The organism is Pseudomonas sp. LBUM1670, from assembly GCF_059695695.1.
The window spans coordinates 1,580,239-1,599,686 of the sequence record NZ_CP166783.1 but is presented as its reverse complement, the minus strand read 5'-3'; the positions used below and the strand labels follow the sequence as shown (position 1 = coordinate 1,599,686).

At 60.4% G+C, this 19,448-nt stretch carries 22 protein-coding genes; 12 read left to right on the top strand and 10 right to left on the bottom strand.

What is annotated here, in order from left to right; translation table 11 throughout:
• The first annotated feature begins 77 nt into the window (after positions 1 to 77).
• The 5 genes from ACA073_RS07320 to ACA073_RS07300 all read left to right on the top strand — a co-directional run bounded on the left by ACA073_RS07320 (position 78) and on the right by ACA073_RS07300 (position 3,619).
• Positions 78 to 434 (top strand): 4a-hydroxytetrahydrobiopterin dehydratase, encoded by a 357-nt coding sequence (locus ACA073_RS07320; RefSeq protein ID WP_461951352.1) that lies wholly within the window; start codon positions 78 to 80, stop codon positions 432 to 434.
• Positions 434 to 1,627, top strand: coding sequence for an amino acid aminotransferase (locus ACA073_RS07315; protein ID WP_497402704.1), 1,194 nt, complete (start codon positions 434 to 436; stop codon positions 1,625 to 1,627). The genes ACA073_RS07320 and ACA073_RS07315 overlap by 1 nt, the downstream gene beginning before the upstream one ends.
• 266 nt (positions 1,628 to 1,893) lie before the next feature.
• Positions 1,894 to 2,025, top strand: a complete 132-nt coding sequence (locus ACA073_RS07310; protein ID WP_497402703.1) for a hypothetical protein — start codon at positions 1,894 to 1,896, stop codon at positions 2,023 to 2,025.
• A gap of 78 nt (positions 2,026 to 2,103) precedes the next feature.
• Positions 2,104 to 2,301: a hypothetical protein gene (locus ACA073_RS07305; RefSeq protein WP_497402702.1), complete on the top strand. Its 198-nt coding sequence runs from the start codon at positions 2,104 to 2,106 to the stop codon at positions 2,299 to 2,301.
• Between the two features lie 103 nt (positions 2,302 to 2,404).
• Positions 2,405 to 3,619: an MFS transporter gene (locus ACA073_RS07300; protein WP_497402700.1), complete on the top strand. Its 1,215-nt coding sequence runs from the start codon at positions 2,405 to 2,407 to the stop codon at positions 3,617 to 3,619.
• On the opposite strand, the gene arfB is transcribed toward ACA073_RS07300, so the two are convergent.
• From arfB to ACA073_RS07260, 8 genes are all read right to left on the bottom strand, one after another.
• Entirely contained in the window at positions 3,616 to 4,029 is a 414-nt protein-coding gene (gene arfB, locus ACA073_RS07295) for an alternative ribosome rescue aminoacyl-tRNA hydrolase ArfB (RefSeq protein ID WP_008010994.1), read from the bottom strand. The two genes, ACA073_RS07300 and arfB, sit on opposite strands and share 4 nt — an antisense overlap.
• A 212-nt stretch (positions 4,030 to 4,241) precedes the next feature.
• Complete coding sequence (locus tag ACA073_RS07290; RefSeq protein WP_497402699.1) at positions 4,242 to 5,654, bottom strand: amino acid permease; 1,413 nt, start codon at positions 5,652 to 5,654, stop codon at positions 4,242 to 4,244.
• A 769-nt stretch (positions 5,655 to 6,423) separates the two neighbouring features.
• Positions 6,424 to 7,710: a 23S rRNA pseudouridine(2605) synthase RluB gene (gene rluB, locus ACA073_RS07285; protein ID WP_497402697.1), complete on the bottom strand. Its 1,287-nt coding sequence runs from the start codon at positions 7,708 to 7,710 to the stop codon at positions 6,424 to 6,426.
• Between the two features lie 142 nt (positions 7,711 to 7,852).
• Entirely contained in the window at positions 7,853 to 8,044 is a 192-nt protein-coding gene (locus tag ACA073_RS07280) for a DUF1289 domain-containing protein (protein WP_497402696.1), read from the bottom strand.
• Positions 8,045 to 8,188: 144 nt separating this feature from the next.
• Positions 8,189 to 9,163, bottom strand: a complete 975-nt coding sequence (gene scpB / locus ACA073_RS07275) for an SMC-Scp complex subunit ScpB (RefSeq protein ID WP_497402695.1) — start codon at positions 9,161 to 9,163, stop codon at positions 8,189 to 8,191.
• 11 nt (positions 9,164 to 9,174) lie between these two features.
• On the bottom strand, positions 9,175 to 9,996 hold the full coding sequence (locus tag ACA073_RS07270) for a segregation and condensation protein A (protein ID WP_497402693.1): 822 nt from the start codon (positions 9,994 to 9,996) through the stop codon (positions 9,175 to 9,177).
• Positions 9,997 to 10,626, bottom strand: coding sequence for an L-threonylcarbamoyladenylate synthase (locus ACA073_RS07265; protein ID WP_461951362.1), 630 nt, complete (start codon positions 10,624 to 10,626; stop codon positions 9,997 to 9,999).
• Between the two features lie 13 nt (positions 10,627 to 10,639).
• Positions 10,640 to 11,503 carry a PHP domain-containing protein gene (locus tag ACA073_RS07260; protein WP_497402692.1) on the bottom strand — a complete coding sequence of 288 codons (864 nt, stop codon included), beginning with the start codon at positions 11,501 to 11,503 and terminating at the stop codon, positions 10,640 to 10,642.
• Between the two features lie 87 nt (positions 11,504 to 11,590).
• Here ACA073_RS07260 and ACA073_RS07255 point away from each other — a divergent pair, with 87 nt between their 5' ends.
• The 6 genes from ACA073_RS07255 (at position 11,591) to ACA073_RS07230 (ending at position 16,062) form a co-directional block, all read left to right on the top strand.
• Positions 11,591 to 12,187 carry a septation protein A gene (locus ACA073_RS07255; protein WP_497402690.1) on the top strand — a complete coding sequence of 199 codons (597 nt, stop codon included), beginning with the start codon at positions 11,591 to 11,593 and terminating at the stop codon, positions 12,185 to 12,187.
• 1 nt (position 12,188) lies between these two features.
• Positions 12,189 to 12,488: a YciI family protein gene (locus tag ACA073_RS07250; protein WP_497402689.1), complete on the top strand. Its 300-nt coding sequence runs from the start codon at positions 12,189 to 12,191 to the stop codon at positions 12,486 to 12,488.
• 280 nt (positions 12,489 to 12,768) lie between these two features.
• Positions 12,769 to 13,167, top strand: coding sequence for an SH3 domain-containing protein (locus ACA073_RS07245; RefSeq protein ID WP_497402687.1), 399 nt, complete (start codon positions 12,769 to 12,771; stop codon positions 13,165 to 13,167).
• 7 nt (positions 13,168 to 13,174) lie between these two features.
• Positions 13,175 to 13,852: a response regulator transcription factor gene (locus tag ACA073_RS07240; RefSeq protein WP_150637657.1), complete on the top strand. Its 678-nt coding sequence runs from the start codon at positions 13,175 to 13,177 to the stop codon at positions 13,850 to 13,852.
• 243 nt (positions 13,853 to 14,095) lie between these two features.
• Positions 14,096 to 14,545 carry an LTXXQ domain protein gene (locus ACA073_RS07235; RefSeq protein WP_497402685.1) on the top strand — a complete coding sequence of 150 codons (450 nt, stop codon included), beginning with the start codon at positions 14,096 to 14,098 and terminating at the stop codon, positions 14,543 to 14,545.
• 176 nt (positions 14,546 to 14,721) lie between these two features.
• On the top strand, positions 14,722 to 16,062 hold the full coding sequence (locus ACA073_RS07230; RefSeq protein WP_497402683.1) for a sensor histidine kinase: 1,341 nt from the start codon (positions 14,722 to 14,724) through the stop codon (positions 16,060 to 16,062).
• A gap of 106 nt (positions 16,063 to 16,168) precedes the next feature.
• On the opposite strand, the gene ACA073_RS07225 is transcribed toward ACA073_RS07230, so the two are convergent.
• On the bottom strand, positions 16,169 to 16,735 hold the full coding sequence (locus ACA073_RS07225; RefSeq protein WP_497402681.1) for an NAD(P)H nitroreductase: 567 nt from the start codon (positions 16,733 to 16,735) through the stop codon (positions 16,169 to 16,171).
• A gap of 122 nt (positions 16,736 to 16,857) precedes the next feature.
• On the opposite strand from ACA073_RS07225, the gene ACA073_RS07220 reads away from it, so the two are divergent.
• The gene (locus ACA073_RS07220; protein WP_497402679.1) at positions 16,858 to 18,312 is read left to right on the top strand and encodes a TrkH family potassium uptake protein; all 1,455 of its coding nucleotides are present in this window, start codon (positions 16,858 to 16,860) and stop codon (positions 18,310 to 18,312) included.
• Here ACA073_RS07220 and ACA073_RS07215 read toward each other — a convergent pair.
• Complete coding sequence (locus ACA073_RS07215) at positions 18,269 to 19,330, bottom strand: AraC family transcriptional regulator (protein WP_497402677.1); 1,062 nt, start codon at positions 19,328 to 19,330, stop codon at positions 18,269 to 18,271. The genes ACA073_RS07220 and ACA073_RS07215 overlap by 44 nt on opposite strands.
• Positions 19,331 to 19,448 lie beyond the last annotated feature (118 nt).

The following is a 19,448-nucleotide window of genomic DNA, read 5'->3' as shown; positions in this document are numbered from 1 at the left end:
TGTCAGGAATCGACGCTTTGGTTTAGCGTGATGACACTGACGGCCGATTTCCAATAATTCGATTTCAGGAACACATCATGTCCACTTTGAACCAAGCCCACTGCGAAGCCTGCCAGGCCGGCGCCCCTCAAGTCAGCGACGAAGAGCTGCCAGTACTGATCAAGCAGATCCCTGACTGGAACATCGAAGTTCGCGACAGCATCATGCAGCTGGAAAAGGTTTTCCTGTTCAAGAACTTCAAGCACGCGCTGGCTTTCACCAACGCGGTCGGGGAAATTTCCGAGGCTGAAGGTCACCACCCGGGCCTGCTGACCGAATGGGGCAAAGTCACCGTGACCTGGTGGAGCCACTCCATCAAGGGCCTGCACCGCAACGATTTCATCATGGCCGCGCGCACTGACGAAGTGGCCAAGGACGCCGAGGGCCGCAAATAATGCATTTCGACGCCATAGGTCGAGTACCCGGCGACCCGATTCTCGGCCTGATGGAGGCCTATGCGCAGGACACGAACCCGCGCAAATTCGACCTTGGCGTGGGCGTCTACAAGGATGCCTTTGGCCTGACGCCGATTCCCCAGGCCGTGAAGCTAGCCGAGCAGCGCCTGGTGGATCGTCAGACCACCAAGACCTACATCGGCGGTCACGGCGAACCGGCGTTCGGCAAAGTCATCAATGAGTTGGTGCTCGGCGCCGATTCAGCGCTGATCGCCGAAAAACGGGCCGGCGTCACCCAGACGCCGGGCGGCACCGGTGCGTTGCGCTTGAGCGCGGACTTCATCGCCCAGTGCCTGCCGGGGCGCGGCGTGTGGCTGAGCAACCCGACCTGGCCGATTCACGAAACCATTTTCGCCACGGCCGGGGTCAAGGTTAATCATTACCCTTATGTCGGCAGCGATAACCGTCTCGATGTTGAAGCGATGCTGGCGGTGCTCAATGAAGCGCCGAAGGGCGACGTGGTTTTGTTGCACGCTTGCTGCCACAACCCGACCGGGTTCGATCTGTCCCATGACGACTGGCGCCGCGTGCTGGACGTGGTGCGCCATCGTGATCTGGTCCCGTTGATCGACTTCGCCTATCAGGGCTTCGGCGACGGGTTGGAACAGGATGCGTGGTCGACCCGATTGTTCGCTGACGCGTTGCCGGAAGTGCTGATCACCAGTTCCTGCTCGAAGAACTTCGGCCTTTACCGGGACCGCACCGGGGCGTTGATTGTCTGCGCGAAGACCGCTGAGAAGCTGGTGGATATTCGCAGTCAACTGGCCAACATCGCCCGCAACCTGTGGTCGACTCCGCCGGATCATGGAGCGGCCGTGGTGGCGACGATCCTCGGCGACCCGGAGCTGAAAAGCCTCTGGGCCGACGAAGTGGAAGCCATGCGTTTGCGTATCGCGCAACTGCGCAGCGGTCTGGTGGAAGCGCTGGAACCTCACGGTTTGCGCGATCGCTTTGCGCACATTGGTGTACAGCGCGGGATGTTTTCCTACACCGGGTTGACGCCTGATCAGGTTAAACAGCTGCGTGATCACCACAGCGTTTACATGGTCGGCACTGGCCGGGCGAACGTGGCGGGGATTGATGCGACGCGTCTGGATTTGCTGGCCGAGGCAATCGCACAAGTCTGCAAATAACCTTCAAGCACTGCATCCCCCTGTAGGAGCGAGCTTGCTCGCGATGAAGTGTCAAACACATCGGTGTCGCCTGACACTCCATCGCGAGCAAGCTCGCTCCTTCAGGGAACGGTAGCAACCGCTACACACCTGTCTAGACAACCCCATCCGTCGAAACAAATGGATATAAAACTCTATTTGTCATTTCTCCTGCTGTATCCTTCCCAGGCTTTGAAAAAGCGCGGATCTACCAGATCTATCAACAGACTTTGCGAGGAGCGCGAAATATGCACGAGATCCCTAATCTCCCCTTCCCAAGCCTGCACGAACCTGAGCAGACACCCCCGCAACAAGCCGGCGCCCAACAGCCCGAGCCGAAGGAAGCCACTGAACGCCGCCAGGCCGACAGCGCAGACTGAAACACCCGCAATGCCAGACCGTGTGGAAAGCGCTAACATGCGCTTTCCACACCGCCTGAACCCTCGAGTTCCACCACCATGACCGACGAATTCTCTCCCACTTTAAATGAAGAGTTGCAGGCCAGCGTCCTGATCGGCACCGCCGAGAAGATGATCGAGATCTGGAATCGTCTGTCCCCCGAGAAACAAGCCGCCTTGCTCGCCCGTTTCGGCAGCCAAGAAAATGCCCTGGCCGCCCTGGTCACGACGCAACTGGTCGCCCCCGCCAAGCCCTGAATCACTGCCCCCGGCAAATAGTTTTACTTTTTCACGCCCCGTGGCCGTTCGCGCCGCTATCATAAGCAGCCTATCTATCCTGCTTTCCCGTGGACCTTTACCCATGTCTGAAAACCAGCGCCCCCTGGCGGTCACGCTGCAAGTCGTTTCCATCGTCCTGTTTACCTTTATCGGCTACCTCAATATCGGCATTCCCCTGGCCGTGTTGCCGGGCTACGTCCACAGCGATTTGGGTTTCGGTGCCGTGGTCGCCGGCCTGGTGATCAGCGTGCAATACCTGGCCACCCTGCTCAGCCGTCCTTACGCCGGGAAAATCATCGACAACAAGGGCTGCAAACTGGCGGTGATGTATGGCCTTGCCGGTTGCGGTTTGAGTGGTGTGTTCATGCTGGTTTCGGCCTGGACCCAAAGCCTGCCGACGTTGAGTCTGATCAGCCTGTTGATCGGTCGTCTGGTGCTTGGCAGCGCGGAAAGCCTGGTGGGTTCCGGCTCGATTGGCTGGGGCATCGGCCGGGTCGGCGCCGCGAATACCGCCAAAGTCATCTCCTGGAACGGCATCGCCAGTTACGGCGCGTTGGCCGTCGGCGCGCCGCTGGGTGTGTGGCTGGTCAGCCAGTTGGGTTTGTGGAGCATGGGCGTCAGCATCGTGTTGCTGGCCGTGCTGGGCCTGGCGCTGGCTTGGCCGAAGACCGCTTCGCCGATTGTGGTCGGTGAACGTTTGCCATTCATGCATGTGCTGGGTCGGGTGCTGCCGCACGGTTGCGGCCTGGCGCTGGGCTCGATCGGTTTCGGCACCATCGCCACCTTCATCACCCTGTATTACGCCACGCAACATTGGGACAACGCGGTGTTGTGTCTGAGCCTGTTTGGCGCGAGCTTCATCGGCGCACGGCTGCTGTTCGGCAACCTGATCAACCGTCTCGGCGGTTTCCGCGTGGCGATTGCCTGTCTGTCGGTGGAAACCCTGGGCCTGTTGCTGTTGTGGCTGGCACCGGATGCCCATTGGGCACTGGCGGGAGCGGCGCTGAGTGGCTTCGGTTTTTCGCTGGTGTTCCCGGCGTTGGGTGTGGAAGCGGTCAATCTGGTGCCGGCGTCGAGCCGTGGTGCGGCGGTCGGGGCTTACTCGCTGTTCATCGATTTGTCGCTGGGGATTACCGGGCCGTTGGCGGGCGCGATTGCTGCAGGCTTCGGCTTTGCCTCGATCTTCCTGTTCGCCGCGATTGCCGCGCTGAGCGGTTTGGCTTTAAGCCTTTACCTCTACAGGCAAGCACCCAAGCACCTTAATGAAAAGCACCGCGAAGAAAGAGCTGCGCGCTAGAAGTCGACCTTGCCGCGCCCGGCCTTGATGCTGCCGCGTTTGGTCTTGGATTCGAGCCGACGCTTTTTCGAGCCGAGGGTCGGTTTGGTCGGACGGCGTTTCTTTTCGACCTTGGTGGCGCTGAGGATCAACTCGGTCAGCCGCTCCAGCGCATCGGCGCGATTGGCCTCCTGCGTCCGGTATTGCTGGGCCTTGATGATCAGCACCCCTTCGCTGGTGATTCGACTGTCCCGCAACGCCAACAGCCGCTCTTTGTAGAACTCGGGCAAGGACGAGGCCGGTATGTCGAAGCGCAGGTGCACGGCGCTGGAGACTTTATTGACGTTCTGCCCGCCGGCGCCCTGGGCGCGAATGGCCGTCAACTCGATCTCGGCATCCGGCAGATGCACGTTGTTGGAAATCACCAGCATGGAAAAGCGTCCCTATTCAGAACGCGCAGGATACCGCGAATGGACTGAACGAATGCGCCCTTGTAGGAGCGAGGCTTGCCCGCGAAGAAGGCGCCGCAGTTCATTTGGTAAATCGCGTTATCGTTCTTCGCGGGCAAGCCTCGCTCCTACAGGTTTTGCATCGCGCACAAAAAACCCGGCATTGGCCGGGTTTGTTGGGGCTGCACGCTGCGTTATTTCACTGCAGCCTGCAACACCTGCTGCGCGCTGCGCTTGTTCTTGATGCCGTAGCACACCCACATGAACGCGACCCACACCGGAATCGCATACACCGAGATCTGGATGCCCGGGATCAGCAGCATCACACCAAGGATAAACACCACGAACGCCAGGCAGATGTAGTTCCCGTACGGGTACCACAGCGCCTTGAACAGCGGCGTCTGTTTAGTCTTGTCCATGTGCTGGCGGAATTTGAAATGCGAGAAGCTAATCATCGCCCAGTTGATCACCAACGTGGCCACCACCAGCGACATCAACAGTTCCAGCGCATTTTGCGGGATCAGGTAGTTCAGCAGCACCGCGATCAGCGTCACCGCAGCCGACGCCAGGATCGAACGCACCGGCACGCCGCGCTTGTCGATCTTCGCCAGGGCTTTCGGCGCATCGCCCTGCTCGGCCATGCCCAGCAGCATGCGGCTGTTGCAATAGGTGCCGCTGTTGTACACCGACAGCGCCGCGGTCAGCACCACGAAGTTGAGGATGTGCGCCGCGGTGTTGCTGCCGAGCATCGAGAACACTTGCACGAACGGGCTGCCGCTGTAGGAATCGCCGGACGCGTTCAGGGTCGCCAGCAGGCTGTCCCATGGCGTCAGCGACAGCAGAATGACCAGCGCACCAATGTAGAAAATCAGGATGCGGTAGATCACCTGGTTGATCGCTTTCGGGATCACGGTTTTCGGCTTGTCCGCTTCCGCCGCGGTGAAGCCGAGCATTTCCAGGCCGCCGAAGCTGAACATGATGATCGCCATGGCCATCACCAAACCACTGACGCCGTTCGGGAAGAAACCGCCGTGGGACCACAGGTTGCTGACCGACGCTTGCGGCCCGCCGTGGCCACTGACTAGCAGATAGCTGCCCAGGGCAATCATGCCGACGATCGCCACGACCTTGATGATCGCGAACCAGAACTCGGCCTCACCGAAGACTTTGACGTTGGCGAGGTTGATCAGGTTGATCAGCACGAAGAATCCGGCTGCCGAAACCCAGGTCGGGATTTCCGGCGCCCAGTAATGGATGTATTTGCCGACCGCGGTCAGCTCCGACATGCCCACCAGAATATACAGAATCCAGCAGTTCCAGCCCGACAGGAACCCGGCGAAACCACCCCAGTATTTGTGCGCGAAGTGGCTGAAGGAGCCGGCAACCGGCTCTTCGACGATCATTTCGCCGAGCTGGCGCATGATCATGAAGGCAATGAAGCCGCAGATGGCGTAGCCGAGGATCATCGACGGGCCAGCGGATTTCAGTACACCGGCCGAGCCGAGGAACAGGCCGGTACCAATCGCGCCACCGAGGGCGATCAGTTGAATATGACGATTCTTCAGGCCGCGTTTCAGCTCGCCTGAATGCGAGTTTTGTCCACTCATGAAAAGGGCCCCACGTTCAGCGTATTTGCAACGGTCATGCGTCACCTGTTTGTTTTTATCTGTGACGAAATCGAACCCGACACGCTCGTGACGTGGCGGAGTGAACAAGGCGGGTAGCCTTGAGGTTTGCGCAGCTGCGCAGGAGGTCACAGGTAAAACGCGGCGCATTGTACACCGCTAACCCCCTGCTGCCAGACACCGCTGGGTCAGCGTGTCGGTTGCCGGGATTGCCTGTGTCCGCCTCGAGGATCTCGGGCGGCTGCAAAGAGTGAGTCAGACCTTTGCGGATCATGGGTGTGGGCGATGGAAAAACCGCCCCACGGGAAGAGATGGAGATGAATCACGGCGTACATTGCGCCTCCTTTTTGTTATGCACCTGCACGACAGGCATGGGGCGCATCTCACCCTGCATGAAGCAGTGAAACAAGCGGGCCAGAGCGTTGGAAAGAGTCAGGGGAGGCAATAGGCGTCAGTATTTTCTTACACCTCTTGGATGATGACGATTTCACGAGGTCAATTAGTGGGTTTCGTAAAGTCTTCGTTACGGGGCGTAACGTCGGCATTCCACTCCGGATTCTGTGGTGCCGCAGCGAAAGCCTTCGCGAGCAAGCCCGCTCCCACAGTTGATCGCATACCCCTAAGACAACTCGGTCAACTGTGGGAGCGGGCTTGCTCGCGAAGACGTCCGGCCAAACACCCCAGAGCTGAAGTCAGGCAAAAAAAAAAACGCCAACCCGAAGGTTGGCGTTTTTTATGTACCGCTCACCGATTACTCAGGCTTGCGACGACCAAAGCCCGGACGCTGGCCGGAACCGGCTGGCGCGCCACGGCGCTTGCCCGATGGTGCGTCCTTGTCGACCAGGACGATGCCCGGGCGTTTCTTCGGCGCTGGTTTGGCCGGACGCTTGGTGTCGGACGGACGATCCGCCACTGGCGTACCGCGCCCCGACTCTCCACGACCAGCAGGGGCACCGCGATCACTGCGACCACCGCTTGGCGCACCGCGGCCTTCGCCACGTTCAGTGCGACCGTTGGCCGGACGCGGAGTGCGTGGACCGCGCTCGCCATCAGCGCGTGGCGCTACTGGTTTGCGGGCTGGACGCTCGCCTTCGATATGCGGTTCACGGGTATCGCGCGGTGTAGCAGCGGACTGGTTACCGATGGCAGGACGCAACGAACGCACGCGCTCGGTCTTGCCCATCGGACGAGACGATTTACGCTGCATACGGTCGAGCTTGTCTTTGCTCTTGGCGTTCATCTGCGGCATGGCCACAGGCGTCAGGCCCACTTCCGCACTCAGAATGTCGACTTCGTACTGGCTCATTTCGCGCCAGCGACCCATCGGCAGGTCGGAGTTGAGGAACACCGGACCGAAGCGCACACGCTTCAGACGGCTGACCACCAGGCCCTGAGATTCCCACAGACGACGAACTTCGCGGTTGCGACCTTCCATCACCACGCAGTGGTACCAGTGGTTGAAGCCTTCGCCACCTGGTGCTTGCTTGATGTCGGTGAACTTGGCCGGGCCGTCTTCGAGGACGACGCCTGCTTTCAAGCGCTCGATCATCTCGTCATCGACTTCGCCACGGACACGTACCGCGTATTCACGGTCCATTTCGTAGGAAGGGTGCATCAGGCGGTTGGCCAGTTCGCCGTCAGTGGTGAACATCAGCAGACCGGTGGTGTTGATGTCCAGACGACCGATGTTAATCCAGCGACCTTCTTTGGGGCGTGGCATCTTGTCGAAAACGGTTGGGCGGCCTTCCGGGTCAAGGCGGGTGCAGATTTCACCGTCGGGCTTGTTGTACATGATCACGCGGCGTACCGACTCGGCGGCTTCTTCGCGCTTGATCACCTTGCCATCAATGGTAATGGCGTCGTGCATGTCGACGCGCTGCCCGAGGGTGGCGTCTTTGCCGTTGACCTTGATGCGGCCGTGGCTGATCCAGGCTTCTACGTCACGGCGCGAGCCGACGCCGATACGGGCGAGGACTTTCTGCAGTTTTTCGCCTGCTGGGCCGATTTCCTGGTCGTCTTTCTGGTCGTTGATACTCATCTGGGCACCTCCCGGTGTGGTCTGTTCAGGCCTGGCCTGAAGAGTTGAAAGCTGGTTCTCGGGCGAAGGGATCGCCGGAGGGTCGCGAATCATACGCTCATGGAAGCGTTCGCGCATCAGAGACTAGCTGATGGAGGCAGGGTTATTTGTTTTTCCGCCGACCGGTGGCACCGAGGTTGATCAGGCGCAGCGAAGCTTCGGCGAGAACAGCGCGTTTGTCTGTCTTGTCGAATTTCTTCCAGGCCTTGATCTCGCGCTTGCTGCGGCCGCAGCCGAGGCAGATGTCATCGGTGAATGTGCAGACGCTGATGCAGGGGTCTTTGGTAGAACTCATCAAACACTCCAGTCAACACAAAACCCTGTGGGAGCGGGCTTGCTCACGAAGAGGGAGGGTCAGTCGACTTCTTTGTTGCCTGATCCACCGCATTCGCGAGCAAGCCCGCTCCCACAGGGGATTCCCATAGGCCACAGGATAGAGTCAGTCTTCGAATTCGCGGCGTTCGGCCTCGATCGCTTCGGCGAGGGCCCGGGCCTCGGCTTCTTCGTCGGTCAACTCGGGCTCGGGGTTCTGCTGTTCTAGCGCAGCAACAGCAGCGAGGAGTTTTTCGCGCGCTTCGGCGATGCCGAGCACGTCATCTTCCAGCTCTTCTTCGACTGTGGCTTCTGGTTCGACTTGAAGTTCAACTTCAATGACCGGTTCCGGCTGCGCCAAAACCTCTTCGGTCGCGCTCATCTGGCCATCGCGCAAAATGTCATCGAAATCGGTCTTGAGCCCCTCTTCCATGGTGTCCAGCTCCAGCAACAACGTATGGAAACTGGTTTCTTCCTTCGGCTCTTCCGGCTCGGCGCTAGCATCCGCCAGTTCCTGCAACCCGGCCGGCACCGGCGCGTCGTCGAAGTCGAGTACCGGGTCAGGCTCCAGCTCACGCAGCTCGGCGAGCGGCGGCAAATCGTCAAGATTCTTCAGGTTGAAGTGATCGAGAAACGCCTTGGTCGTGGCAAACATCGCCGGCTTACCCGGCACATCACGGTAACCGACGATGCGAATCCACTCGCGTTCCAGCAACGTCTTGACGATGTGACTGTTGACCGCCACGCCGCGCACATCCTCGATCTCGCCCCGGGTGATCGGCTGGCGATAGGCGATCAACGCCATGGTTTCGAGCATGGCGCGGGAATAACGCTGCGGCCGCTCTTCCCACAAACGTCCGACCCACGGCGAGAACTTTTCGCGGATCTGCAGGCGATAGCCGGAGGCGACTTCCTTCAGCTCGAAGGCACGACCGTCGCAGGACTTGGCGAGAATCGTCAGGGCTTTCTTGAAGACGGGCGGCTCGGGGCGCTCGCCCTCTTCGAAGAGTTCGAACAGGCGTTCAAGCGATTGCGGTTTTCCGGAGGCCAACAGAAAGGCTTCAAGCAGTGGCGCCAGCTCGCGGGGTTCAGTCAGGTTCATGATTCAACTCGTTATTCGGCTCGGGCTCGCACGTGGATCACCGCGAACGGCTCATTCTGCACCAGCTCGACCAAAGATTCCTTGACCAGTTCGAGGATCGCCATAAAGGTCACCACGACACCCAAACGCCCTTCTTCGGCAGTGAACAGCTCGACAAACGGCACAAAACCGCCGCCCTTGAGCCGCTCCAACACATCGCTCATGCGTTCGCGGGTGGATAGCGCCTCGCGGCTGACCTGGTGACTTTCGAACATGTCGCCACGGCGCAGGACCTCGGCCATGGACATCAGCAACTCTTCCAGACTCACGTCCGGCAACAGCTTGCGCGCCCGGGCTTCCGGGGCATCCAGCTTGGGCACCACCACATCACGACCGACACGGCTCAGGCCATCGATGCCTTCGGCGGCGGCCTTGAAGCGTTCGTATTCCTGCAAGCGGCGGATCAGCTCGGCGCGCGGATCGTCTTCTTCGTCTTCAATGGTTTCGGCTCGCGGCAACAGCATCCGCGACTTGATCTCGGCCAGCATCGCGGCCATTACCAGGTACTCGGCGGCCAGTTCCAGGCGCACCGACTGCATCAACTCGACATAGCCCATGTACTGACGGGTGATTTCCGCCACCGGAATGTCGAGGATGTTGATGTTCTGTTTGCGGATCAGGTACAGCAGCAGGTCGAGCGGGCCTTCGAAGGCCTCAAGAAACACCTCGAGCGCATCCGGCGGAATGTACAGGTCCAGCGGCATTTCCAGAACCGCCTGACCATAGACCATGGCGAAGGGCAGCTCTTGCTGGGCGCCGGCCTGATTGTCGATAACGGGTTCTACTGCAGACATCTACGCCTCGGCCATGAACGGCGTCGGGTCGCCGCAACCAACACGGATCACTTCCGGCTCGCCGTCGGCGAGGCTGATCACGGTGGATGCCTTGATTCCGCCAAAGCCGCCGTCGATGATCAGGTCGACCTGATGCTCGAGCAACTGGCGCATTTCATACGGATCGGTCAGCGGATCGGTGTCGCCGGGCATGATCAGCGTCACGCTCATCAGCGGCTCGCCGAGCTCTTCCAGCAGCGCCAGGGCAATCGGGTGGCTGGGCACGCGCAGGCCGATGGTGCGTTTTTTCGGGTGTAACAACAGCCGCGGTACTTCGCGGGTGGCGTTGAGAATAAAGGTGTAAGGCCCCGGCAAGTGCGCCTTGAGCAGGCGGAAGGTGCCAGTGTCGATCTTGGCAAACAGCCCCAGTTGCGACAGGTCGCTGCAAATCAGCGCGAAGTTGTGCTTTTCATCCAGTTGACGCAACCGACGCACGCGCTCCACGGCATTCTTGTCGCCGATCTGGCAACCAATGGCGTAGGAAGAGTCTGTGGGATAAATCACCACCCCGCCGCTGCGGATGATCTCGACAGCCTGTTTGATCAGGCGCGCTTGCGGGTTTTCCGGATGAATCTGGAAAAATTGACTCACATTTTCTACCTGTTCAGACGGCGGCAATATTTGGGTCATGTTTGAATCGACACCACAGTGGCGGCAGATCCTCCGGGAGCGGGCGGTATTCACCGATCTCGGACCAGCCTCCAGGTCCATGAAAATCACTGCCGGCGCTGACCAGCAGACCGAACTCGCGGGCAAGAATCGCCAGGCTGCCCACTTGCTCGGCGGGCTGATGGCCATTGACCACTTCGATCGCGTGGCCCCCGGCTTGAATATAGTCAGAAATCAGGCGGCGACGCTTGCTGCGAGTGAAATCGTAGTGCCAGGGATGCGCCAGGCTCACCCAGGCTTTGGCCGCACGCAGGGTTTCGACCGTCTCTTCCAGGGTCGGCCAGTGTTGCTTGACGTCCCCCAGCTTGCCGGCGCCCAGCCATTTGCGGAACGCTTCGGCGCGATCCTTGACGAAACCTTCGCGCACCATCCAGTCAGCGAAGTGCGGGCGGGCCGGCGCATTACCGCTGTCGCCCAGTTCCTGCTGGATCGCCCGGGCGCCGTCCAGCGCGCCCGGCATGCCTTTCAATGCCAGCTTGCGGCTTATTTCTTCGGACCGTAACCAGCGACCATCGTGCAATTTGGCGATGGCTTCGACCAACGGCGCTGCATTCACATCAAACCCGTAGCCCAACACGTGAATGGTCGCGCCACCCCAGGTGCAGGATAATTCGACGCCGTTGACCAGTTGCATCCCCAGCGCAGTCGCGGCACTGCGGGCCTCATCGAGGCCTTCGAGGGTGTCGTGATCGGTCAAGGCCAGGACTCGCACGCCTTTCTCGTACGCACGCGCCACCAGGACAGCAGGCGCGAGAGCGCCATCGGAGGCGGTGCTATGGCAGTGCAAATCAACATTCACGGGGATGTGTTACCTCAAATCAGCTGGCGCTATCGCGCGCCCATATGTTTGTTATTATGCCGCCACATCCTGCTTCTGGCTGCCACTGTGAAACAATTCATCGATTTCATCCCGCTTCTGCTGTTTTTCATTGTGTTCAAGATTGACCCACGGGTCGTTGACATTGGCGGTCATCAACTGACAGTCGGTGGCATCTACAGCGCCACCGCGATGCTGATCATCAGCTCCCTGGTCGTCTACGGCACGCTCTTCATCAAGCAGCGCAATCTGGAAAAGAGCCAGTGGCTGACCCTCATTGCCTGCCTGGTCTTCGGCAGCCTGACCCTGGCGTTCCACAGCGAAACCTTCCTGAAATGGAAAGCGCCGGTGGTCAACTGGCTGTTTGCCCTGGCGTTCATCGGCAGCCACTTCATCGGTGACCAGTTGCTGATCAAGCGCATCATGGGCCACGCGCTGACCCTGCCGGACCAGGTCTGGACTCGCCTGAACATCGCCTGGATCGCATTCTTCCTGTTTTGCGGTGCCGCCAACCTGTTCGTCGCGTTCACGTTCCAGGACTACTGGGTCGACTTCAAAGTCTTCGGCAGCCTGGGCATGACGCTGCTGTTCCTGGTCGCTCAGGGCATCTACCTGTCCCGCCACCTGCACGACGCCGATACCACCACGCCAAAAACCGAGGACTGACATGCTTTACGCAATCATTGCCACAGACGTCGCCAACTCCCTGGAAGCTCGCCTGGCCGCACGGCCTGCACACCTTGAACGCCTGCAAGTGCTCAAGGGCGAAGGTCGTATCGTATTGGCCGGCCCGAACCCGGCGGTCGACAGCAATGATCCGGGCGCTGCGGGTTTCACCGGCAGCCTGATCATCGCCGAATTCGATTCCCTGAGCGCCGCCCAGGCTTGGGCGAACGCCGATCCGTACGTCGCCGCAGGCGTCTACGCCAACGTTTCAGTCAAGCCGTTCAAGCAAGTCCTCCCGTAGCTTTTGTGGTGAGGGGATTTAGCGAAACGTCGCACCGCCCCGTTCGGCTGCGAAGCAGTCGTAAAAACAGACAACTAGGTTTGTCTTAATACTGCCGAGGGCCGCTTCGCGACCCAACGGGGATAAATCCCCTCGCCACAAAAGTATGTGTGCCCCTTCTAAGTGAACGGCATTGGTCCCACGCGATGAACCTTCTTGGTTCATCGCGCGCTCAATCGCTCATTATTCTCGTTTGCCTGCCGACAACCTGCCCAATACTCGATTGGAATCAGGAGCTCCGATGCGCAAAGGTCCGTTGTGTCTGATGTTGGTCACGTTGTCGATCGTGGCGCCTGCCCACGGTGAAGAAAGCGCAACGCCGCTGTCCTTGAGCGCCGGCAGCCAGATCACCGAGTTGCAGCAGCGCTTGAAGGCAAGCGAACAGCAACGGGAAGAGTTGAGCAAACAACTGCAAAATGCCGATGCCGAACGCGAAAGCGCTCAGCTGAGCCGGTTGCGCCAGGAGAACCAGCGTCTGAAGCTGCAACTCAAGGAAGCCCAGGCCAGCAGTTCGCCGCCGCGTTATCTGACAGATCAGCAGCAATGGTTCGTGATCGGCGCGGGAGTAGCGCTATTGGCCCTGCTCTGCGGTATCTTCGCCAGTGGTGCAAATCGAAAACGTCGACAATGGGTAAATTGAGTGAGTCATGAGCGAGCTGTTATTAATTGATGATGACCAGGAGCTGTGTGAGCTGCTGGTCAGTTGGCTGAGCCAGGAAGGCTTCCAGGTTCGTGCCTGCCACGACGGCCAGAGCGCCCGTCGCGCGCTGGCCGAAACCTCCCCCGCCGCCGTGGTGCTGGACGTGATGCTGCCGGATGGCAGCGGTCTGGAACTGCTCAAGCAATTGCGCAGCGATCACCCGGACTTGCCGGTGCTGATGCTCTCCGCCCGTGGCGAGCCGCTGGACCGCATCCTCGGCCTGGAACTGGGCGCCGACGATTACCTGGCCAAGCCGTGCGACCCACGGGAACTCACCGCCCGCCTGCGCGCCGTATTGCGCCGCAGTCATCCGGCGGCGGTGTCCAGCCAGCTCGAACTGGGCGATTTGTGTTTCAGCCCGGTGCGCGGCGTGGTCAGCATCGATGAACAGGAGTTTACCCTCACCGTGTCCGAAAGCCGATTGCTCGAAGCCTTGCTCAAGCAACCCGGCGAGCCGCTGGACAAACAGGAACTGGCGCAAATCGCCCTCGGCCGCAAACTGACCCTGTACGACCGCAGCCTGGACATGCACGTCAGCAACCTGCGCAAAAAGATCGGCCCCCACCCCGACGGCCGTCCGCGTATCGTCGCCCTGCGCAGCCGCGGTTACTACTACAGCCTCTGATGTGTCCTTGTAGGAGCGAGCTTGCTCGCGAAAAACGTCGGGACAACGCGTTCATCCAGGCAGTACGCGTTATCGTTGACGTCCATCGCGAGCAAGCTCGCTCCTACAGGGGGCATGGTGTTTGTAAGGTCGGCGAGAAACCGTCTTTACCCAAGCTTTACGCTCCGCTGACCGCCGCTGACCTTGATCTCCGTAATCTGAACTCATCCGGAACGTACCGGGAACGAGACAAGGAGATTCACCATGCGCAAGACTCTTATCGCTCTGATGTTCGCTGCCGCCCTGCCGACCGTTGCCATGGCCATGCCTGAAGGTGCCGGCCCGATGGGTGGTCCGATGGACGGCTCGCGCCACGGCGGTCAGATGCACGGCATGCACGGCAAAGGCCCGTACAGCCAACTGGACCTGAGCCGCGAACAGCGCGAACAGATCCGCAAGGTCATGGGCGAGCAGATGCACGAGCGTAAGCAAGTGGTCGACAAGTACCTGGAAAAACTCTCGCCAGCCGACCAGAAGGCCATGAAAGATGAAATGGCCGCCAACCACAAGAAAGCCGAGGCCGATGTGCGTGCCCTGCTGAAACCGGATCAACAGAAGCAATTCGACGAGATCCAGAAAAAACAGGCTGAGCGCCGCGCCGAATGGGCCGAGTTCAAGGCGTGGAAAGCGCAACAACCGCAAAAAGCGCAATAATGCGCTAACCCTGGACCCAACGGCTGTACCCCGTTGGGTCTGACACCACTCAGTCTAATGTGGGAGCGGGCTTGCTCGCGAAAGCGGTGTGTCAGGCAACGCATTTGTTGACTGACACACCGCTTTCGCGAGTAAGCCCGCTCCCACATGGATCTGTGTTTGTTTGAGGATCTTCTGTGCGCTCATTGTTCTGGCGTATCCTGGCCAGCTTCTGGCTGGCCATCGCTCTGGTTGCGGGGCTTTCCATTCTGCTCGGGCACATGCTCAACCAGGATGCGTGGATTCTCAGCCGTCACCCGGGCCTCAACACCTTGGCCGAACAGTGGACGCAGACCTACGAAGCACAAGGCGAAGAAGCCGCCCAGGACATTCTGGAACAGCGCAAACGCCAGTATCACATCAACGTTCAAGTGCTCAACGAGAGCGGTGATCCGGTCGTTCGCGGCACCTTTCCGCGCCGCGCGGCCGCCTTCGAAGCGCGGCAGAACAACGAAGACCGGCGTCTGCCTTGGCGTCGTCTGACCGCTGAGTACACCAGCGAAAAAACCGGCGACACCTACCTTCTGATTTATCGTATTCCGCACCCGGAGCTGGACTCATGGCACCGCGAAAGCCTGCTCTGGCCATTAAGTGCGTTGGGCATTGCGCTGGTGGTGCTGACCCTGTTCAGCCTGTTCGTGACCCTGTCCATCACTCGCCCGCTTAGCCGCCTGCGCGGTGCGGTGCATGATCTGGGGCAAACCACTTATCAACAAAACAGCCTGGTGAAACTGGCCAACCGTCGCGACGAGTTCGGTGTGCTGGCCAACGACTTCAACCGCATGGGTGCGCGCCTGCAAAGTCTGATCGGCAGTCAGCGCCAACTGCTGCGAGATGTGTCCCACGAATTGCGCTCACCCCTCGCCCGTTTGCGCATTGCGCTGGCACTGGCGGAGCGGGCCAACCCCGAAGAGCGGGAAAAACTCTCGCCGCGCCTGTCCCGCGAGTGCGACCGGCTCGAAGCGCTGATCAGCGAGATTCTGGTGCTGGCGCGGGTCGATGCCGACAATGCCAGTGCTGAAGACGTCGACCTGAATGCGCTGCTCAACACGCTGCAAAAGGATGCGCAACTGGGTTCGCCGGAGCAGACCGTTCGCCTCGACGCCGAACCGCAATTGAACCTGAAAGGCTGGCCGACGATGATCGAGCGCGCCCTGGACAACCTGCTGCGCAACGCTCAGCGCTTTAACCCGGTGGGGCGATCGATCGAGATGCAGGCGGTGCGGCAGGGTGAGCGGATTGTGGTGAGCGTGCGCGACCATGGGCCTGGCGTTGATGCCGAGCATTTGAACCAGTTGGGTGAGCCGTTTTATCGGGCGCCGGGGCAGACGGCGGCGGGGCATGGTTTGGGACTGGCCATTGCGCGCCGGGCGGCGGAGCGACATGGCGGAAGTCTGGTGCTGGCCAATCATCCGGATGGCGGGTTCATCGCCAGCCTGGAATTACCCTTGGTACCGGGGGCAGTGGTCCAACCCTAAAAGCTTCGCGGGCAAGCCTCGCTCCTACAGGTTTAGGTGTCGTGCCACGGCATTGTGACTGACATAAAAGCTGTAGGAGCGAGGCTTGCCCGCGAAGCATTTGATCTTAGGACTTGGAAGGCCAGGCGCTAACAAATTCAGCCAGATCGGCTTTTTCCGCAACCCGCGGTTCTTTCTGCGGCGTACCCAGGTAAAGAAACGCAATCACCTCTTCCCCTTCCGCCAAACCCAACCCTTTGGCCACCTGCGCCGAATACGCCAGCTCTCCCGTGCGCCACACCGCGCCAATCCCTTGCGCGTACGCCGCCAGCAAAATTCCGTGCGCCGCGCAGCCAGCCGCCAGCAGTTGCTCGGACTTCGGATACTTGATGTGATCCTGCAACCGCGCGATCACCACAACCACCAGCGGTGCACGCAGCGGGCCGTTACGCGCCTTGTCCAACGCAGCTTCGGACACGTCGCTGTCCTGCAGTTTCGCGGCTTCGGCCAGCAACTCGCCCATCTGCTCACGCGCTGCGCCTTCGACTGTCAGGAAGCGCCAAGGCTGCAAGTGGCCGTGGTCCGGCGCACGCATGGCGGCGGCAAACAGCACTTCGCGCTGCTCGGCGGTGGGGGCCGGGTCGATCAGTCGTGGAACGGAAACACGGTTGAGCAAAGCGTCGAGAGCCTGCATCGGCCACCTCCTGAAAAAAATGTCTGGCTATTCTAGCTGCAAGTGCCACGGGGATGCCGGTTTACATGCCCTGCCCCACGGGTAGAATGGCGCCCTTCCTACTTTCAGCCCGAGCGGACTTCATGGCGTTGCCGACCTTACGTCTCATTGGTTTCATCATCGGCCTCTTCCTGATCACGCTGGCAATCGCCATGGCCGTGCCCATGGCCACCCTGGTGATTTTCGATCGCACCGGCGACCTGCCGTCGTTCCTCTGGGCCAGCATGATCACCTTTGTCGCCGGTCTGGCGCTGGTCATCCCCGGTCGTCCCGAGCACGTGCACCTGCGTCCGCGAGACATGTACCTGCTGACCGTCAGCAGCTGGCTGGTGGTGTGCATTTTCGCCGCGCTGCCGTTCCTGTTGACCCAGCGTATCAGCTACACCGACTCGTTCTTCGAAAGCATGTCCGGTATCACCGCCACCGGGGCGACGGTGCTCAATCGTCTGGATGACATGTCTCCCGGCATCCTGATGTGGCGTTCGTTGCTGCACTGGATCGGCGGCATCGGCTTTATCGGCATGGCGGTCGCCATTCTGCCATTGCTGCGTATCGGTGGCATGCGGCTGTTTCAGACCGAGTCGTCGGACCGTTCCGAAAAAGTCATGCCCCGTTCGCACATGGTGGCGCGGTTGATCGTAGCGGCCTACGTCGGCATCACCATTTTCGGCAGCCTGGCGTTCTGGTGGGCGGGGATGAGCCCGTTCGACGCGATCAACCACGCGATGTCGGCGATTTCCACCGGCGGTTTCTCCACCTCCGACCAGTCCCTGGCCAAGTGGACGCAACCGGCGGTGCACTGGGTGGCGATCGTCATCATGATTCTCGGCAGTCTGCCGTTCACGCTGTACGTGGCGACCTTGCGCGGTAACCGCCAGGCCCTGATCAAGGATCAGCAGGTGCAAGGTTTGCTCGGCATGTTGCTGGTGACGTGGCTGGTGCTCACCACCTGGTACTGGTGGACCACTCAGCTGCATTGGCTGGACGCGCTACGACATGTGGCGCTGAACGTGACGTCGGTGGTGACGACCACAGGTTTCGCACTCGGGGACTACAGCCTCTGGGGCAATTTCTCGCTGATGCTGTTCTTTTATCTGGGGTTTGTCGGCGGTTGCTCGGGATCGACCGCGGGCGGGATCAAGATTTTCCGCTTCCAGGTCGCCTACATATTGCTCAAGGCCAACCTTAACCAGCTGATTCACCCGCGCGCGGTGATCAAGCAGAAGTACAACGGCCATCGCCTCGACGAAGAGATCGTGCGTTCAATCCTGACGTTCTCGTTCTTCTTCGCCATTACCATCTGCGTGATCGCCTTGCTGCTGTCGCTGCTCGGCGTCGACTGGATGACCGCCCTGACCGGCGCGGCTAGCACCGTGTCCGGCGTCGGGCCGGGACTCGGCGAGACCATTGGCCCGGCGGGCAACTTCGCCACCCTGCCGGATGCCGCCAAATGGATTCTTTCCTTCGGCATGCTGCTCGGTCGACTGGAGATCATTACGGTGTTTGTTCTGTGTATTCCGGCGTTCTGGCGTCACTGACCCTGTTCGGCGTTTCCATCAGCCGCACCCGGTATTCGCCGGGGGTGGCGTCGAACCAGCGTCGGAAGGCGCGGAAGAAATTGCTCGGATCGGCGAACCCCAAGAGGTAGGCAATTTCCAGCAGGGTCATGGTTGGCTGCGCGAGGTATTGCTCGGCCAGTTCGCGCCGGGTGTCATCAAGCAATGCCTGAAAACTCGTGCCCTCCTCCTTCAAGCGCCGCTGCAACGTCCGTTGCGACAGGTGCAGCGTCTGCGCCACGGTATCGCGCCTGGGCTCGCCCTGGGGCAGCAAGCGGCACAACACCTGACGTGCCTTGTGGGTCACGCGGCTTTCGGAAAACCGCGCCAGGTATTCGCCGGCAAACCGGTCATGCAGCAGCGCCATGGCCTCGTTGGCGGTCGGCAACGGTGCTTCCATGTCGGCGCGTTCGAAGATCAGCGCGTCATAGGGCGCGTTGAACACCAGCGGCGCATGGAAGGCTTGTTTATAAGGTTCGAGATCGGCGGGCTGTTCGCCCTGCATCAGCACCTTGCGCGGTTGCAGGGTGCGCCCGGTCAGCCATCCGCACAACGCCAGCGCACAGGCCAGCGAGGCTTCGGCACTTTGTCGGGTCGGCGGCAAGTGGTCGCCGTGGACCGTCAGAATCAGCGCGTAGCCCTCATCCAGCAGGCGGAAACTCAAGTCCGCACTTTCGGCAATGATTCGCTGATAACGCACCAACCGCTTGAAGCCTTCGGCCAAGGTCTGGCTGGACATCAGGACGTAGCCGGTCACATGAAACTGCGCAGGTCGCACAGCCTTGCCCATGTTCAGGCCGATCGCCGGGTTGCCGGACAACTCGACCGCTCGCTGCCACAGTCGCGTCATGGAATCTTGCGGGAAGCGCGCATCCGGATCGTCCAGTGACGCGTAGTCGAGCCCCAACTGCTCGAACAGAACCCGGCAATCCAGGCCGTCCATCTCCAGTGCTTTGACAATCCCCATCGCCCAGCTTGCAGAAGTCGTTCGTTCGCTCATGGCGTCTACTTACATGGTGAGCCGCATGCTACGGCCAATTTCCGAAGGATACTAAAGTGGCGCCCATTGTCACTGGCTGATGCCAATGATCACTCTAGACTCAAATAAGCTACTCGCA

Bases quoted from the DNA above. Each gene is read 5' to 3' on its own strand.
- ACA073_RS07320 (WP_461951352.1), top strand. From the start codon at position 78: ATGTCCACTTTGAACCAAGCCCACTGCGAAGCCTGCCAGGCCGGCGCC.
- ACA073_RS07315 (WP_497402704.1), top strand. From the start codon at position 434: ATGCATTTCGACGCCATAGGTCGAGTACCCGGCGACCCGATTCTCGGC.
- ACA073_RS07310 (WP_497402703.1), top strand. From the start codon at position 1,894: ATGCACGAGATCCCTAATCTCCCCTTCCCAAGCCTGCACGAACCTGAG.
- ACA073_RS07305 (WP_497402702.1), top strand. From the start codon at position 2,104: ATGACCGACGAATTCTCTCCCACTTTAAATGAAGAGTTGCAGGCCAGC.
- ACA073_RS07300 (WP_497402700.1), top strand. From the start codon at position 2,405: ATGTCTGAAAACCAGCGCCCCCTGGCGGTCACGCTGCAAGTCGTTTCC.
- arfB (WP_008010994.1), bottom strand. From the start codon at position 4,029: ATGCTGGTGATTTCCAACAACGTGCATCTGCCGGATGCCGAGATCGAG.
- ACA073_RS07290 (WP_497402699.1), bottom strand. From the start codon at position 5,654: ATGAGTGGACAAAACTCGCATTCAGGCGAGCTGAAACGCGGCCTGAAG.
- rluB (WP_497402697.1), bottom strand. From the start codon at position 7,710: ATGAGTATCAACGACCAGAAAGACGACCAGGAAATCGGCCCAGCAGGC.
- ACA073_RS07280 (WP_497402696.1), bottom strand. From the start codon at position 8,044: ATGAGTTCTACCAAAGACCCCTGCATCAGCGTCTGCACATTCACCGAT.
- scpB (WP_497402695.1), bottom strand. From the start codon at position 9,163: ATGAACCTGACTGAACCCCGCGAGCTGGCGCCACTGCTTGAAGCCTTT.
- ACA073_RS07270 (WP_497402693.1), bottom strand. From the start codon at position 9,996: ATGTCTGCAGTAGAACCCGTTATCGACAATCAGGCCGGCGCCCAGCAA.
- ACA073_RS07250 (WP_497402689.1), top strand. From the start codon at position 12,189: ATGCTTTACGCAATCATTGCCACAGACGTCGCCAACTCCCTGGAAGCT.
- ACA073_RS07245 (WP_497402687.1), top strand. From the start codon at position 12,769: ATGCGCAAAGGTCCGTTGTGTCTGATGTTGGTCACGTTGTCGATCGTG.
- ACA073_RS07240 (WP_150637657.1), top strand. From the start codon at position 13,175: ATGAGCGAGCTGTTATTAATTGATGATGACCAGGAGCTGTGTGAGCTG.
- ACA073_RS07235 (WP_497402685.1), top strand. From the start codon at position 14,096: ATGCGCAAGACTCTTATCGCTCTGATGTTCGCTGCCGCCCTGCCGACC.
- ACA073_RS07225 (WP_497402681.1), bottom strand. From the start codon at position 16,735: ATGCAGGCTCTCGACGCTTTGCTCAACCGTGTTTCCGTTCCACGACTG.
- ACA073_RS07220 (WP_497402679.1), top strand. From the start codon at position 16,858: ATGGCGTTGCCGACCTTACGTCTCATTGGTTTCATCATCGGCCTCTTC.
- ACA073_RS07215 (WP_497402677.1), bottom strand. From the start codon at position 19,330: ATGAGCGAACGAACGACTTCTGCAAGCTGGGCGATGGGGATTGTCAAA.